Annotated in this window: 12 protein-coding genes; 8 read left to right on the plus strand and 4 right to left on the minus strand. The window is 66.0% G+C overall.

Annotation, left to right across the window (positions count from 1 at the left end; genetic code table 11):
• Positions 1-17: 17 nt before the first annotated feature.
• Complete coding sequence (locus ASC83_RS06730; RefSeq protein WP_056059693.1) at positions 18-911, minus strand: DUF4394 domain-containing protein; 894 nt, start codon at positions 909-911, stop codon at positions 18-20.
• 405 nt (positions 912-1,316) lie between these two features.
• Here ASC83_RS06730 and ASC83_RS06735 point away from each other — a divergent pair, with 405 nt between their 5' ends.
• Positions 1,317-3,032: a methyl-accepting chemotaxis protein gene (locus ASC83_RS06735; protein WP_056059694.1), complete on the plus strand. Its 1,716-nt coding sequence runs from the start codon at positions 1,317-1,319 to the stop codon at positions 3,030-3,032.
• Positions 3,033-3,130: 98 nt separating this feature from the next.
• Here ASC83_RS06735 and ASC83_RS06740 read toward each other — a convergent pair whose 3' ends face one another.
• The gene (locus ASC83_RS06740; RefSeq protein WP_056059696.1) at positions 3,131-3,856 is read right to left on the minus strand and encodes a Crp/Fnr family transcriptional regulator; all 726 of its coding nucleotides are present in this window, start codon (positions 3,854-3,856) and stop codon (positions 3,131-3,133) included.
• 166 nt (positions 3,857-4,022) lie between these two features.
• On the opposite strand from ASC83_RS06740, the gene ASC83_RS06745 reads away from it, so the two are divergent.
• Complete coding sequence (locus ASC83_RS06745; protein ID WP_056059698.1) at positions 4,023-5,234, plus strand: ABC transporter substrate-binding protein; 1,212 nt, start codon at positions 4,023-4,025, stop codon at positions 5,232-5,234.
• Positions 5,235-5,368: 134 nt separating this feature from the next.
• Here the strand turns inward: ASC83_RS06745 and ASC83_RS06750 are convergent, their stop codons facing one another.
• Together ASC83_RS06750 and ASC83_RS06755 are read right to left on the minus strand one after the other, a co-directional pair.
• Entirely contained in the window at positions 5,369-6,193 is an 825-nt protein-coding gene (locus ASC83_RS06750) for a general secretion pathway protein GspB (protein WP_056059700.1), read from the minus strand.
• 5 nt (positions 6,194-6,198) lie between these two features.
• Positions 6,199-7,941, minus strand: coding sequence for an ExeA family protein (locus ASC83_RS06755; RefSeq protein ID WP_056059703.1), 1,743 nt, complete (start codon positions 7,939-7,941; stop codon positions 6,199-6,201).
• Positions 7,942-8,122: 181 nt separating this feature from the next.
• Between ASC83_RS06755 and ASC83_RS06760 the strand changes: the two genes are divergently transcribed.
• From ASC83_RS06760 to ASC83_RS06785, 6 genes are all read left to right on the plus strand, one after another.
• Positions 8,123-10,069, plus strand: a complete 1,947-nt coding sequence (locus ASC83_RS06760) for a long-chain fatty acid--CoA ligase (RefSeq protein WP_056059704.1) — start codon at positions 8,123-8,125, stop codon at positions 10,067-10,069.
• 35 nt (positions 10,070-10,104) lie between these two features.
• The gene (locus ASC83_RS06765) at positions 10,105-10,890 is read left to right on the plus strand and encodes an ABC transporter ATP-binding protein (RefSeq protein ID WP_056060064.1); all 786 of its coding nucleotides are present in this window, start codon (positions 10,105-10,107) and stop codon (positions 10,888-10,890) included.
• A gap of 15 nt (positions 10,891-10,905) precedes the next feature.
• Positions 10,906-11,835: a branched-chain amino acid ABC transporter permease gene (locus ASC83_RS06770; protein ID WP_056059706.1), complete on the plus strand. Its 930-nt coding sequence runs from the start codon at positions 10,906-10,908 to the stop codon at positions 11,833-11,835.
• Positions 11,836-11,866: 31 nt separating this feature from the next.
• Positions 11,867-12,943 (plus strand): branched-chain amino acid ABC transporter permease, encoded by a 1,077-nt coding sequence (locus ASC83_RS06775; RefSeq protein ID WP_056059708.1) that lies wholly within the window; start codon positions 11,867-11,869, stop codon positions 12,941-12,943.
• A gap of 126 nt (positions 12,944-13,069) precedes the next feature.
• Positions 13,070-14,398 carry an ABC transporter substrate-binding protein gene (locus ASC83_RS06780; protein WP_056059709.1) on the plus strand — a complete coding sequence of 443 codons (1,329 nt, stop codon included), beginning with the start codon at positions 13,070-13,072 and terminating at the stop codon, positions 14,396-14,398.
• A 221-nt stretch (positions 14,399-14,619) separates the two neighbouring features.
• Positions 14,620-15,432, plus strand: coding sequence for an ABC transporter ATP-binding protein (locus tag ASC83_RS06785; RefSeq protein WP_056060067.1), 813 nt, complete (start codon positions 14,620-14,622; stop codon positions 15,430-15,432).
• The last annotated feature ends 193 nt before the right edge of the window (positions 15,433-15,625 follow it).

Below are 15,625 nucleotides of genomic sequence, written 5' to 3' on the forward strand. Positions count from 1 at the left end.
CGGCAGGCCGTCCGGCCTCATGGTTCGATCGCCAGGCCCACCAGGGGCGCGCCATCGCCCACCGGGCCCAGGGGGCGGGTGGCGCCGGTTGCCAGGTCCACCTGGTGCAGCCGGGTCTGGGTATCGGCGGCGGTGCGCACGGCGATGAGGGCGGTGTTGCCCACGTCGGCGATGTCAAAACTCACTTCCGTGAGCGGCCCCAGCCCCAGGGGGCCCACGGTGCGCAGCTGCCCGGCGTTGGGCGACACCACGGGCTGGGTGCCCTCGCGCGAGCCCTGCATCACCAGCACGCCCAGCGCACGGTCGATGGCGTAGTTGGTGGTGATCTTGCTGTCGTTGGGGTTGTAGGTGTAGGCGGCACCGGCAATGTCGGGCCTGCGGCGGGCGTTGACGTCGCCCCAGGCGTAGCGCAGGCTGGGGTCGGGCTGCACCCCTTCCACCGCAGTGTCGCCATCGACCACCGCCCCGGTGTCGGGGTGCAGACGCAGGTTCTGTCCGGTGTTGGACACCACCCGGATACGGTCGGCTGCCGGGTTGAAATCAAAGCCGAAGACTGCGCCTTGCAGCGCCAGCGCGGCGGGTGCAGGGCCCACCGGGCGCAGCGCACCGGTGGGGATGTCGAGCGTGTACAGGCGGCCCGCCTGCGACAGCGCATAGAGCACGCCCTTGGCCACGCGGAAGTCGATGCCCACCAGCCGCTCGCCGGGCGCCAGGCCCGTCACGGGGCGCCGCTCCAGGATGCGCTCGGGCTGCGCGGCCTGGAAGGTAATGAGCTCATGCGAGGCCGTCACGGCCACCAGGGTATCGCGCAAACCGGTGTCGTGCCGGGGTGCCGCACAGCCGGCCAGCAAGGCCAGGGCGGCTGCAGCGAGGGTGGTGCGCAGCGTGGAGGAGGGAAAAAACGGATGCATGAAAGACCTCGCAAGTGTTACAGGTTTATACCTGATCGGTAGCGCCCGTGGCGTGGGCAAGGGCAAACCCCAAGCCCAGCATTCACTTTGTTTTTGATAGCAACACAGGTATTAATTACAGGCGCCTGCGATGGTTTTGCGAATAATTTCAGCACCACCTTCTGTTGCACTTTGGCGCCAGTGCACCAGGGTCGTGCGGCGCGGCATTTGTAACAAACACGGCTATGCAGATCGGGCATGGGACCATCCTCAACGCTCATGACACATTTTGTTGTTATTGCCTACACTGCACCGACTCCAGCGCCCGTTCAACGGACGCGCGGCGGCCGGTGGGCACCGTTATTGCTTTGCGCAGAGGCCCCCGTTTGATCACGCTTTGATCCTTTTCGATACCCAAGGACCCCCATGCCGGCTGCTTCCACCTTCAAATCCCTGTCGATTTCCAGCCGGCTCAGCCTGGGGTTCGGCTGCATGCTGGTACTCCTGGTGGCGGTGGCGGCAGTGGGCCAGCTGTCCGTGGGCAAAGTGCACGATCAGATGACGCAGATCACCGGAGTGGGCGCCAACAAAGCCAAGCTGGTCAACGGCATGCTGGAAAGCGTGAGCGCCATCGGCATCCAGAGCCGCTCCGCCGCCATGCTCAACGACATCGATCCCAAGCAGGCGCGCGAGCAGATCGTGGCCGTGGGCAAGACGCTCAAGGAATACGCCACGCAAGAAGCCGCTTTGACGCAGCTGCTCACCCCTGCCACGGCCACCCCCGCAGAACTCAAGCTGCTGACCGAGGTGCAGGCCCTGGGCGGCAAGACCCGCCCCGAACTGGACAGCGCCATCAAGGCCGCTGACGACGGCGACACCGTGAGCGCCACGCTGGCGCTGATGACACGCGTGGCCCCCGCAGAAACCGCCTGGCGCGCCAAGCTGCGCGAACTGATCGAGCTGCAAAACACCTTGAATGCCGAGGCCACGGTCTCAGCAGAGCAAACCCAGAGCAGTGCCCGCGTGGTGGGTGGGCTGCTGGTGCTGCTGGCCATCGGGCTGGGCGCGCTGATTGCCTGGCGCATAACGGCCAGCATCACCGCCCCCATTGGCCGCGCAGTCGTGGTGGCAGAGCGCATTGCACGTGGCGACCTCACCTCGCAGGTCGAAGTGCGCATCCACGACGAAACCGGCCGCCTGCTCGAAGCCATTGCCGCCATGCAGGAGCGCCTACGCACCCTGGTGGGCGAAATCGGCCAGACCGCCGACTCCATCCTGGTGGCCAGCTCCGAAGTGGCTTCGGGCAACCTGGACCTGAGCCAGCGCACCGAACAGACCTCGCACAACCTGCAGGGCGCAGCGACAGCGCTGGTGGACCTGACCGGCACGGTGTCGCAAAGCGCCGACTCGGCCCGCCAGGCCAACCAGCTCGCGTCCACCGCGTCCGATGCGGCCACACGCGGCGGCGAAGTGGTGGGCCAGGTGGTGCGCACCATGGACACCATCAGCGCCAGCTCGCGCAAGATCGCCGACATCATCAGCGTGATCGATGGCATCGCGTTCCAGACCAACATCCTCGCGCTGAACGCGGCGGTGGAAGCCGCCCGTGCGGGCGAGCAGGGCCGCGGCTTTGCGGTGGTGGCGGGCGAGGTGCGCAACCTGGCGGGGCGCTCGGCCCAGGCCGCGCGCGAAATCAAGGCGCTGATCGGAACCAGCGTGGACCAGGTGCAAGAGGGCAGCACGCTCGTCAACCACGCCGGCAAGACGATTGAAGAACTGGTGCAGTCGGTGCGCCGCGTCTCCGACATCATGGGCGAGATCACGGCGGCCACGCAGGAGCAAAGCCAGCGCATCGGGCATGTGAGCCAGTCGGTGGGTGCGCTGGAAGAAATGACCCAGCAGAATGCCGCCCTGGTGGAGGAAGGCGCAGCCGCTGCCGACAGCCTCAAGGACCAGGCCGGACGCCTGACACAGATGGTGGGTACCTTCCGCCTGACGCGCGACGGCGGCGACGAAAACAGCTGGGGCACAGCCAGCGCCTCCGCATCGCCCACCGCAGTGCCAGCGCCCACGCGCACGGCAGCCCCGCGCCATCTGGCATCAGCCCCATCATCCCGCGCTCCCGCACTGCCACGTAGCTGACGGGACTTTCAATCGGGCGCACTCCACGCCAGGGGCGCCAAGCAAGGACCGCCCCGCAGCGAGGGCGTCGCCCCCTCACGGGGAAGGCGCACAGCGCCTCAGGGGGGAGTCACACTCGATCGCAGCGCCGCCAGGTCCAGCACCCGCAGGCCGCCGTACTCCACCCGGATCGCCCCCTGCGCCTCCAGCGCCGCCAGCGCCTCGTTCACCCGCTGACGCGACAGCCCCACCAGATAGGCCAGCTCCTGCTGCGTGATGCGCAGCACCTCGCCCACGCCCGGGTACAGCACGGGGTTGAACAGCGACGCCAGGCTGCGCGCCACACGCACATCGGGGTTGTTCAAGCGGTCGATCTCGCGGGCTGCAATGAACTGGCCCAGGCGCTCGTTGAGCTGGTTCATCACAAAGCGGTTGAAGCCGATGGAGTGGTCCAGCAGCCAGTGAAAGCTGTCGATGGGCAGCCCCGCCACCACGCTCTTGCGCAGGGCCTGGATGTTGTAGCGGTAGGGCTCGCGCTTGATGGTCGTGCCCTCGCCAAACCAGCCGCCGGGCGGCAGGCCTGCATAGGTCATGGTCTGGCCCTGGGCGTTGTCGGTGCTCATCTTGAGCAGGCCCTCCACTACCCCAAACCAGTAGGTCACCGGGCGCCCCACGCGGCACACATAGTCGCCCGCCTTGGCGTCCCCCACCAGCAACGAGGCCACGGCGCGCTCTCGCTCGGCGGGCAGCAGCAAGTCGAGCCACGGAATACCGTCAAGCTCCTGCGGCGTGGGCGAACGGCGCCGCTGGTGCAGCGACAGGTCCTGGTGGGTGCGTGGGTCCATGGCGCAAAGGTTCTCACGAAAAAGGGCGCCCCGCGGCCGCCTCGGCATGCGGGAATACCACGATCCCAATTGTCGCCAGACCGACAAAAAAATGCCAATCGTGACGGGATGATGTCGCCTCGCGCCCCGCCCGTACAGGGCCGGAGCCCCCGAGGAGACAAGCACCATGACCCAACACCCTTCCATCACCGCACGCACCGTCCCACCCGCGCCCACCGCGCCGCGCCCCCTGGCCCGCCGCCAGGTGCTGGCCGCCGCAGCCGCCACCGCAGCGGCCGTCGGCCTGCCCGGGCTGGGCTGGAGCGGCGCGGCCCGCGCGCAGGAGGGCGCAATCAAGATTGCGCAATCCACCGCCCTCACCGGCCCGCTGGGCGACCTGGGCTCGGCCATGCACCAGGGCGCCAAGGCCGCATTTGCGGGCATCAACGCGCGCGGCGGCGTGCATGGCAAGGCCATTGAACTCGTCACCCAGGACGACACCTACGACGTGCCCAAGGCACTGGCCAATGTGGAGCAGTTTCTGGCCGACCCCGGATATTTCGCGCTGTTCAACTGCATGGGCACGCCCATGATCGACGCCATGCTGCCCAAGGTGATCGAGAGCGGCATCCCGTTTTTTGCACCCTTCACCGGCGCACAGCTCAGCCGCACCAAGAACGCCCGCAACGTGTTCAACATGCGCGCCAGCTACGCCGACGAGGCCGAGAAGCTGGTGCAGCACCTGTCCACCATCGGCATCCAGCGCATTGGCATCGTCTACCAGAACAACTCGTTCGGCAAAGAGGTGTTCAACGCGGCCAAGCAGTCGATGGACCGGCTGAAACTGCCCGAAGCCACCACGGTGACGGTGGAGAACAACGCCTCGGATGCGGGCAGCGCAGCGGCCAAGCTGGCTGGCGGCAACCTGGAGGCCATCGTGATTGGCCTCGCAGGCAAGCCCACGCTGGAGTTCGTGAAGGCGTTCCGCGCGCTCAAGCGGGGCGTGACGCTGTACGCGCTGTCGGTCATGGGCACCCCGGCCACCGTCAAGGCCCTGGGCGCGGACGCCACGGGCATGGCGATTTCGCAGGTGGTGCCCCTGCCCTCCAACGTGGTGATGCCCGTGGTGCGCGAATTCCAGGCCGCCTGGAAGGCCTCCGGCGCCACGGCCGAGCCCTCCCACCTGGCGCTGGAGGGCTACATCAACGCCCGCGTGTTTGCCGAGGCCCTGCAGCGCGCAGGCCGCAACCCCACGCGCGCGGCCTTCATCGACGCCACCTGGAACCTGAAAAAGTGGGACCTGGGCGGGTTCGAGATCAGCGCCAGCACGCCGGACCGCAACGCCTCGCGCTTTGTGGAGCTCACGCTGGTGGGGCGCGACGGGCGGTTCTTGCGATAGCCCTGGGTCCCCCCAGTTCTCAGCGAATGTGAGCGGCACAGGTGGCTCAGCGCATGCCCACACAATTGCTATCAATTAAATAGCTACCAGCGCATATTGCACTAGCGCTACCTGCCAATTTTGCCCAAATACTGCTATTGCGAAGCCAATCCGTACCGGTAGCCCTTGAACGACCAGATGGTGCGGCCGGGCTCGATCTTCTCCAGCAGCAGGCCAGGCCCGGCAGGGTCGCCCTCGTGCAGCACCTGTCCGTTGACGATGGCCATGCGGTACACCGGATTGCTGGAATAGGTGACGCCAGAGATCTTGAGCGACGGCAACTGCGCCCGCACAGCCTCGGGCAGGTCGGCCTGAGCAAACACGGTGCCCGTAGCCGCCGGTGCTGCAGAAGGAGCTGGACTGGCCGCAGCCATGTCGGGTACACGCGGCGCTGGGGCCGCAGGCACGCGCTCACGGGGGGCAGGCTCTGCAGGGCGTGACCGTTCGGAGTCTGTGGCGGGGGAGCGCGGCGCGACCGGGCTGCTGGACACCGGCGCGGGCCGCTCCCGCTGCGGTGCCGTCGCGCGGGGCGCGGCTGCCGGAGGGGGCGTCACCGCCGCCACCACCGCAGGGACCGCTTCGGGGGCTGCCGGCAGAGCTGCAGGCGCTGCCGGCGCTGCCGGCGGCGCCGTGGACGCTACCGCCGGCATGGACGGCGCCACAGCGGCGGATGTGGCGGGCGCGGCAGCAACAACGACGGCGCCCGCAGGCACCGGCCGCTGCATAAACCACCAGGTACCACCGGCCGCCACAGCAGCCACAACCACCACCGCCACGGCCACCAGCACCGGGCTGATGGCCGATCGCCCTGCCACCGGCACGGCACCGGGGACAGGCACCGCCGGGGTATGGATGCCGGGCACAGCGCCACGGCCGCGCTCGGCTTCTGCGCGCCGCAGCGCATCAAGGATGTAAGACACTGGGTTCAGCCTCCGGTGCGCAAGCGCGGTTCGCTCACGCCGTTGACACGGTTGAGCAGCATGAGGGTCAAGGGGCCCGCCCGGCCGTCCGGGGTCACCCCCTGGGCGAGCTGGAAGCTCTGGATGCGGGACTGGCGCTGGGCCGGCGTGGTCGCGCGGCCGGCTGCAGGTACGGCAGCCCGCGTGCCCCCTGCTGCAGCCGTGGCCAGTTGCTGGTCCAGCCAGGCGGCGCCAGCGGGGGTCTCCGCCAGGTCGCCTTTGTCGGGCATATCGGGCGGCGTGCGCCACAGCGTGGCGATGTCGCCGCGCCACACCTGGGCCAGCTCGGCCACGGGCACACGCACCGTGCGGCCCCCGCCTTCCAGCGTGGCCGTGTCGCCGTCCAGGCGGCGCAGCACGGCCGACACGGCCACGTCGCCCTCTTCGGACGGGAACAGCGTGAGCAGCACCGGGCGGTCGATCTGCCGCACCAGGTTCAGGCCGGCGCGGCGGTTGCGATAACAGCGCAAGCCGTCGCGGGGCAATGCGGCGCAGGCGTCGGCGCCATCGGCCACACTGGCACCCCAGGCCGAGGCCAGCGCCTGCCAGGCGGCGGTATCGCTGGCGGGCAGTGTGGCCACAAACTGCTGCAGGTCCGACATGGCCACCGGCGCTGCCCCGCGCGGGGCCGAAGCCCCTGACGCAGGGGCTGCGGGCGTTACCCCCGCTGTGCTGGCAGCGCCGCTCGGTGGCGCGCTGGCAGATGTTTTGCTGGCCATGGCGCCCGCAGGCACGGCGGATGTCACGGCGCCTTGCCGAGACCATTGCGGCCAAGTTCCCAGTGCCCAGCCGCCCGCCACCAGGGCGGCTCCCGCCACCACGCCCAGGCCCGCAACCGCCCAGCGCGGCCACAGGCCCCGGGCGTTGCGCGCAGCAGCGGCCGACGCTGGCGCATCAAACACCTCAGCCGCCGCGCGCTGGACGATGCGGGCGCTGACCTCGCGCACCCCGGCGGCATAGGCACCCAGCAGCGCCCGGTCGCACAGCAGATTGATGCGTCGGGGAATGCCGCGCGACAGCGTGTGCACCCGCCGGATGGCGCTGCGACTGAAGGGCAGCGGGCCTTGCAGGCCCGCCACGGCCAGGCGGTGGGCGATGTATTGCTGGGTTTCCTGCGCGCTCAGCGCATCGAGGTGAAAGCGCGCAATCACGCGCTGAGCCAGTTGCTCCAGCGCGGGGCTGGCAACCATGGTGCGCAGCTCGGGCTGGCCGATGAGGATGATCTGCAGCAGCTTGCGCTCGCTGGTTTCCAGGTTGGTCAAAAGGCGCAGTTGCTCCAGCACGTCGGCCGACAGGTTCTGCGCCTCGTCAATGATCAGCACGGTGTTGCGCCCGGCGCCATGCGCCGCGAGCAGCGAGGCATTGAGCGGGTCGATGTAATCCTTGACCGTTTCCACGCCTGCCACCGAGGGCTGGTGCGGCACACCAAATTCGTCGCAAATGGAGCGCAGCAGCTCGCCCACCGTGAGCTTGGGGTTGAAGATGTAGGCCACATCGCAGTGCGACGGGATTTGCTCCAGAAAACAGCGGCACACCGTGGTCTTGCCCGCACCCACCTCGCCCGTCAGCAGCACAAAACCGCCGCCTGCATCCAGGCCATACAGCAGGTGCGCCAGCGCCTCACGGTGCCGCTCGCTCATGAACAGGTAGCGGGGGTCAGGGGCGATGGAGAACGGCGGATGCTGAAGGCCGAAGAACGGGGCGTACATGCCCCGGAGGATACCGCCCGCCCGTGGGCAGGGTTTTACCCACCCGGGAGTTACCCCTAAATTGTCGTCGGCAAGACAAGATGACGTCAAAGTGGGTCCTAGCATTCCCCCATCGCGCAATCACAAGCTTGCGCGCCCGGCAGTCACCGGGCTGACACCTTCTCACTTTCAGGAACCTGCAATGTTGACCACGTTCCCGCAACTGCTGCTCAAGCATGCCGCCGAGCGCCCCAATGCCCCGGCCCTGCGCGAAAAAGAATATGGCATCTGGCAAACCCACAGCTGGGCCGACCTGGTGCGCATGGTGGAACAGGTAGCGGCCGGCCTGCACCTGGCGGGCCTGAAGCGCCATGAGCACATGGTGGTGGTGGGCGCAAATCGCCCCCGCCTGTACGCCACCATGCTGGCCGCCCAGTCGCTGGGCGCCATCCCCGTGCCGCTGTACCAGGACGCGGTGGCCGCCGAGTGCATCTTCCCGCTCAACAACGCCGAGGTGCGCTTTTGCCTGGTGGAAGACCAGGAGCAGGTGGACAAGCTGCTCGAAATCCGCGAGCAATGCCCGCAGATCTCCAACATCTTCTTTGACGACCCCCGCGGCCTGCGCAACTACTCGGAGCCCGGCCTGGCATCGCTGGATGCCCTGATCGAGTCCGGCAAGGCCTTTGCAGCAAAGAACCCCGGCTGGTTCAAGGCCGAGGTGGCCAAAGCCCAGCCCGGCGACGTGGCTGCAATGTTCTTCACCTCCGGCACCACGGGCAACCCCAAGGGCGTGGTCCACACCCACAGCACGCTGCTGGACCGCGCCAGCGCGGGCGCCGAGTTCGACAAGCTCACCAGCAGCGAAGAAGTGCTGGCCTACCTGCCACCCGCCTGGATCGGCCAGAACATCTTCAGCTATGCCCAGTGGCTGGCCTGCGGCTACGTGGTCAACTGCCCCGAGTCGGCCAGCACGGTGACCATCGATCTGAAGGAAGTGGGCCCCACCTACTACTTTGCGCCACCGCGCATCTTTGAAGGTCTGCTCACCAGCGTGATGATCCGCATGGAAGACGCGGGCGCCTTGAAGCGCAAGATGTTCGAGGCCTGCATGCGCGTCGCCAAACGCGTGGGCCCCGCCCTCATGGATGGCGAGCCCGTGGGCACCCTCGACCGCATCAAGTACGCATTGGGCAATGTGCTGGTGTACGGCCCGCTGCGCAACAACCTCGGTTTCAGCCGCGTGCGCGTGGCCTACACGGCGGGCGAGGCCATCGGGCCCGACCTGTTCACCTTCTACCGCTCCATCGGCATCAACTTGAAGCAGCTGTACGGCTCCACCGAAACCGCCGTGTTCGTGTGCCTGCAGCCCGACAACCAGGCGCGCGCCGACACGGTGGGCGTGCCAATTCGCGGTGTGGAAATCAAGGTGGCCGACAACGGCGAGATCCTGGTCAAGTCGGCCGGGCTGCTCAAGGAGTACTACAAGAACCCGGCCGCCACGGCCGAGGTGCTGACGGCCGACGGCTGGTACCACACCAGCGATGCAGGCTTTCTGGACGCCCACGGCCACCTCAAGATCATCGACCGCGTCAAGGACGTGGGCCGCATCATGGGCGGCGCCAACGACGGCGCCATGTTTGCGCCCAAGTACGTGGAGAACAAGCTCAAGTTCTTCCCGCACATCAAGGAGGTGGTGGCCCTGGGCGACAAGCGTGAGAAGGTCTGCGTGATGGTCAACATCGACTTCGACGCCGTGGGCAACTGGGCCGAGCGCCGCAACCTGCCCTACGCTGGCTACACCGACCTGGCCCAAAAACCCGAGGTGTACGAACTGATCCGCGAGTGCATCGAGAAGGTCAACGCAGACCTGGCCACCGACACCATGCTGGCTGGCAGCCAGGTGAGCCGCTTCCTGGTGCTGCACAAGGAGCTGGACGCCGACGACGGCGAACTCACCCGCACCAACAAGGTCCGCCGGGGCTTCATTGCCGACAAGTACGGCGTGCTGGTGGATGCGCTGTACGCAGGCCGCACCGAGCAGTACATCGAGACCCAGGTCAAGTTCGAGGACGGCCGCACCGGCAGCGTGAGCGCCACGCTCAAGCTGTCGGACACGAAGACATTTGCGCCTGTGAAGAGTGCCGCATGAAGCCCGCGCTCTACCCGCTGGAGAAGCCCCCCACCATGACCACTAAAAAGATCGGCGACGTCATCCTCGACGTCAAGAACATCAGCCTCCGGTTTGGCGGCGTGAAGGCGCTCACCGACATCTCCTTCAATGTCAAGGAGCATGAGATCCGCGCCATCATCGGCCCCAACGGCGCAGGCAAAAGCTCCATGCTCAACTGCATCAACGGCGTGTACACGCCGTCCGAGGGCTCCATCACCTTCCGGGGCAAGACGTTTGACCACATGAACTCGCGCCAGGTGGCCGAGATGGGCGTGGCGCGCACGTTCCAGAACCTGGCGCTGTTCAAGGGCATGAGCGTGATCGACAACATCATGACCGGCCGCAACCTCAAGATCAAAAGCAACCTGCTGATGCAGGCGCTGCGCATCGGCCCGGCCGAGCGCGAGGAAATCCGCCACCGCGAATACGTCGAGCACATCATCGACTTCCTGGAAATCCAGGCCTACCGCAAGACACCCGTGGGCCAGCTGCCCTACGGCCTGCAAAAGCGCGTGGACCTGGGCCGCGCCCTGGCCATGGAGCCGCAGGTGCTGCTGCTGGACGAGCCCATGGCCGGCATGAACGTGGAAGAAAAGCAGGACATGTGCCGCTTCATCCTGGACGTGAATGACGAGTTCGGCACCACCATCGTGCTGATCGAACACGACATGGGCGTGGTGATGGACATCAGCGACCGTGTGGTGGTGCTGGACTACGGCAAGAAGATCGGCGACGGCAGCCCCGACGAAGTGCGCAGCAACGAAGACGTGATCAGTGCCTATCTCGGCACCTCGCACTGATCAGGAGAAGACAACATGGCATTCTTTCTTGAAACACTGATCGGCGGCCTGATGGCCGGCATGCTGTATTCGCTGGTGGCGTTGGGCTTTGTGCTGATCTACAAGGCCTCGGGCGTGTTCAACTTTGCGCAGGGCGCCATGGTGCTGTTCGCAGCGCTGGCCATGGCCCGTTTTGCCGAGTGGATCCCCAAGTGGACGGGCATCAGCAGCCCCATCGTGGCCAACCTGGCGGCCTTTGTGATCGCAGGCGCCATCATGTTTGTGGTGGCCTGGCTGATTGAAAAACTGGTGCTGCGCCACCTCGTGAACCAGGAGGGTGCCACGCTGCTCATGGCCACGCTGGGCATTACCTACTTCATGGAAGGCCTGGGCCAGACGCTGTTCGGCAGCGACATCTACAAGATCGATGTGGGCATGCCCAAGGAGCCGATCTTCATGCTCGACAGCCTCTTTCAGGGCGGCATCCTGATCAATAAGGAAGACGTGATTGCCGCCGCCATTGCCGCTGCGCTGGTGGCCCTGCTGTCGGTGTTCTTCCAGAAGACCTCCACCGGCCGCGCGCTGCGCGCCGTGGCCGACGACCACCAGGCCGCCCAGTCCATCGGCATTCCGCTCAACCGCATCTGGGTGATCGTGTGGTGCGTGGCCGGTGTCGTGGCCCTGGTGGCCGGGATGATCTGGGGCAGCAAGCTGGGTGTGCAGTTCTCACTGACCACGGTGGCGCTGCGTGCGCTGCCCGTGGTGATCCTGGGCGGCCTCACCTCGGTGCCCGGCGCCATCATCGGCGGGCTGATCATCGGCGTGGGCGAGAAGCTCTCCGAGGTGTACCTGGGCCCCTTCGTGGGCGGCGGCATCGAGATCTGGTTTGCGTATGTGCTGGCGTTGGTGTTCCTTCTGTTCAGGCCTCAAGGTCTGTTCGGGGAGAAGATCATTGACCGCGTGTAACCCATAACAACAAGAACACAGGAGACACACCATGCTCTACCGCGAAAACGGCCAGTTCAAGACGAGCTACCGCGCCGACCAGCAGATCTTCCCGATCGCACAGGACCGCATTGCCATCGGCATCATCCTGGCCATCGCCTTCATCGCCGTGCCCATGCTGGCCAGCGACTACATCTTCCGCGCCATCCTGATCCCCTTCGTCATCATGGCGCTGGCGGCCCTGGGGGTGAACATCCTGGTGGGCTACTGCGGGCAGATCTCGCTGGGCTCGGGCGCCTTCATGGCCGTGGGAGCCTACGGCGCCTACAACTTCTTCGTGCGCTTTCCAGGCATGCCGCTGATCCCTGCACTGATCCTGGGCGGCCTGTGCGCCACGTTCTTCGGCATCCTGTTCGGGCTGCCCAGCCTGCGCGTCAAGGGGCTGTATCTGGCCGTGGCGACGCTGGCCGCGCAGTTCTTCAGCGACTGGATGTTCCTGCGCATCAAGTGGTTCACCAACAACTCCGACTCGGGCTCGGTGTCGGTCAACAACCTGCAGGTGCTGGGCATGCCCATCGAAAGCGCCACCAGCAAATACCTTTTCTGCCTGGCGTTGCTGGTCATCGTGGCCCTGCTGGCCAAGAACCTGGTGCGTGGTGCCATTGGCCGCGAGTGGATGGCGATTCGCGACATGGACGTGGCCGCCGCCGTGATCGGCATCCGCCCCATGTACGCCAAGCTCAGCGCGTTCGCGGTCAGCTCGTTCATCGTGGGCATGGCCGGTGCACTGTGGGCCTTTGTGCACCTGGGCGCGTGGGAGCCAGCAGCCTTCTCGGTGGAAATATCGTTCCGCCTCTTGTTCATGGTGATCATCGGCGGGCTGGGCTCGATCATGGGTGGCTTCTTTGGTGCGGCCTTCATCGTGGTGCTGCCCATCGTGCTCAACCAGTTCCTGCCGGCCTTCATGGGGCTCTTTGGCATCGAGGTGTCCACGGCGGGCGTCTCGCATGCCGAGCTGATGATCTTCGGTGCGCTGATCGTGTGGTTCCTCATCGTCGAGCCCCACGGCCTGGCCAAGCTGTGGTCCACCGCCAAGCAGAAGCTGCGCCTGTGGCCCTTCCCCCATTGACCGGACGGCATTGCAGGAAACCCCTTACTCGCAAGTCCCGATACGTGCCTGTCGCATTGCCGCGTTAACTGTCTATCTGTCCTGTTTTTTCCCGTGCTTCAACACATTCATCCAAAGGAGACATCCATGAAGCTTTCGAAAATCGTGATCGCCGCTGCGGTGGTTGCTGCCGGTGCATCGTCCATCGCGACGAGCGCTTTCGCACAAGCCAAGGAGCAGTTCTTCCCGCTGCTGTCGTACCGCACAGGCCCCTATGCGCCCAACGGCGTGCCGTGGGCCAACGGCAAGCAGGATTACATCAAGATGATCAATGCCCGCGACGGCGGCATCAATGGTGTGAAGCTGACTTTTGAAGAATGTGAAACGGGCTACGCCACGGACCGTGGCGTCGAATGCTACGAGCGCCTCAAGAGCCGCCCCGGCGTATCGCTGTTCGACCCCCAGGCCACCGGCATCACCTTTGCGCTGACCGAAAAAGCCCCCGTGGACAAGATTCCGCTGATGACACTGGGCTACGGCCTGTCGGTGGCGCAGGACGGCCAGGCGTTCAAGTGGAACTTCCCATTCATGGGCAGCTACTGGACCGGCGCCGACATCCTGATCCAGCACATTGGCAAGGCCAACGGCGGTCTGGACAAGCTCAAGGGCAAGAAGATTGCGCTGGTGTACCACGACAGCCCGTTCGGCAAGGAGCCTATCCCGCTGCTGCAAGAGCGCGCCAAGATGCACGGCTTTGAGCTGCAGATGCTGCCTGTGACAGCCCCTGGCGTGGAGCAGAAGGCCACCTGGCTGCAAGTGCGCCAGAGCCGCCCCGACTACGTGCTGCTGTGGGGCTGGGGCGTGATGAACTCCACCGCCCTGAAGGAAGCCCAGGCCACTGGCTACCCCCGCGACAAGATGTACGGCGTGTGGTGGGCTGGTGCCGAGCCCGATGTGCGTGACGTGGGTGAAGGCGCCAAGGGCTACAACGCGCTGGCCCTGAACACCTCGGGCCAGCAGCCCAAAGTGATCCAGGACATCCTGAAGAACGTGCACGACAAGGGCCAGGGCACGGGACCCAAGGACGAAGTGGGCTCGGTGCTGTACACCCGTGGCGTGATCATCCAGATGCTGGCCGTCGAATCGGTGCGCCGCGCGCAGGAGCGTTTTGGCAAGGGCAAGGTCATGACTGGCGAACAAGTGCGCTGGGGCATGGAAAACCTGGCCCTGGACCAGAAGAAGCTGGACGCGCTGGGCTTTGGCGGCGTGATGCGTCCGCTGTCCACCAGCTGCGCCGACCACATGGGCTCCACCTGGGCGCGCGTGCACACCTGGGATGGCAGCAAGTGGAACTTCTCGTCCGACTGGTACCAGGCCGATGAGCAGATCCTCAAGCCCATGGTCAAGGCCGGTGCGGACAAGTACCTGGCCGACAAGAAGATGACGCGCCGGGATGCGGCGGATTGCCAGAGCTAAGCACATCCCCCTGAGCGGCTTTGCCGCTTCCCCCTTCTCTCTTAGCGCTGCGCGCTGCGGGAAGGGGGGCGCCGCCAGCGCGGCGGGGCGGCCCTTGCGCGGTGGCACTGGCCGGGGCAGCGACCGTTTCAAGGGCCAATGAACAGCGGTTGCCTCTTTGGCAGCCGCCAATCCAAAGGGTTGTGCAACAACCCTTTGGATTGGTACAGGAAGGCAACACCATGGACTCCAACAGCAATATCGTTCTCAACGTCAACGGCATCGAGGTCATCTACAACCACGTGATCCTGGTGCTCAAGGGCGTCTCCCTGCAGGTGCGCGAGGGCTCCATCGTGGCCATTCTGGGCGGCAATGGCGCAGGCAAGACCACCACACTGCGGGCCATCTCCAACCTGCTGCAGGGGGAGCGCGGCGCGGTCACCAAGGGCTCCATCGAGCTGCGTGGCGAGCGCATCGAGAACCTGTCGCCCGCCGACCTGGTGCAGCGTGGCGTGGTGCAGGTGATGGAGGGGCGGCACTGCTTTGCCCACCTGACGATCGAAGAGAACCTGATGACAGGCTCCTACACCCGCACCAGCAAGGCCGAAATCGCGGCCAACCTGGAGAAGGTCTACAACTACTTTCCGCGCCTGAAGACGCGGCGTACCTCGCAGGCGGCCTACACCTCGGGCGGCGAGCAGCAGATGTGCGCCATCGGCCGCGCGCTCATGGCCAACCCCAGCATGGTGCTGCTGGACGAGCCCTCCATGGGCCTGGCCCCACAGATCGTGGAGGAGGTGTTCAACATCGTGAAGGATCTGAACACCAAGGAGAAGGTCACCTTCCTGCTGGCCGAGCAGAACACCAACATGGCCCTCAAGTATTCGGACTACGGCTACATCATGGAAAGCGGCCGCGTGGTGATGGACGGCGCCGCGAGCGACCTGGCCAACAACGAGGACGTCAAGGAGTTCTACCTGGGCGTGGGCGGCGGCGAGCGCAAGAGTTTCAAGGATGTCAAAAGCTACAAGCGGCGCAAGCGCTGGTTGGCTTAGGGAGCCTCCTGAGGCGCTGACGCGCCATCCCCCTCAGGGGGACGCCACCAGCGCGGCGGGGCGGCCCTTGCGCGGTGGCGCTGGCCTTCGGCAGCGTGGGAGACCAGGGCTGTACTCCTTTTCAGACTTCGGACGAATTCACTCTTAAATTTATAGCTGCTTACGCTTGATCGAAAAGCGCTAGAGGCATATT

It is taken from the genome of Acidovorax sp. Root402 (assembly GCF_001425125.1).
GTDB lineage: Bacteria > Pseudomonadota > Gammaproteobacteria > Burkholderiales > Burkholderiaceae_C > Acidovorax > Acidovorax delafieldii.

Excerpts from the sequence above, each read along its gene's own strand:
- ASC83_RS06785 (WP_056060067.1), top strand. The coding sequence starts at position 14,620 with ATGGACTCCAACAGCAATATCGTTCTCAACGTCAACGGCATCGAGGTC.
- ASC83_RS06730 (WP_056059693.1), bottom strand. The coding sequence starts at position 911 with ATGCATCCGTTTTTTCCCTCCTCCACGCTGCGCACCACCCTCGCTGCA.
- ASC83_RS06780 (WP_056059709.1), top strand. The coding sequence starts at position 13,070 with ATGAAGCTTTCGAAAATCGTGATCGCCGCTGCGGTGGTTGCTGCCGGT.
- ASC83_RS06765 (WP_056060064.1), top strand. The coding sequence starts at position 10,105 with ATGACCACTAAAAAGATCGGCGACGTCATCCTCGACGTCAAGAACATC.
- ASC83_RS06760 (WP_056059704.1), top strand. The coding sequence starts at position 8,123 with ATGTTGACCACGTTCCCGCAACTGCTGCTCAAGCATGCCGCCGAGCGC.
- ASC83_RS06775 (WP_056059708.1), top strand. The coding sequence starts at position 11,867 with ATGCTCTACCGCGAAAACGGCCAGTTCAAGACGAGCTACCGCGCCGAC.
- ASC83_RS06735 (WP_056059694.1), top strand. The coding sequence starts at position 1,317 with ATGCCGGCTGCTTCCACCTTCAAATCCCTGTCGATTTCCAGCCGGCTC.
- ASC83_RS06740 (WP_056059696.1), bottom strand. The coding sequence starts at position 3,856 with ATGGACCCACGCACCCACCAGGACCTGTCGCTGCACCAGCGGCGCCGT.
- ASC83_RS06755 (WP_056059703.1), bottom strand. The coding sequence starts at position 7,941 with ATGTACGCCCCGTTCTTCGGCCTTCAGCATCCGCCGTTCTCCATCGCC.
- ASC83_RS06745 (WP_056059698.1), top strand. The coding sequence starts at position 4,023 with ATGACCCAACACCCTTCCATCACCGCACGCACCGTCCCACCCGCGCCC.
- ASC83_RS06770 (WP_056059706.1), top strand. The coding sequence starts at position 10,906 with ATGGCATTCTTTCTTGAAACACTGATCGGCGGCCTGATGGCCGGCATG.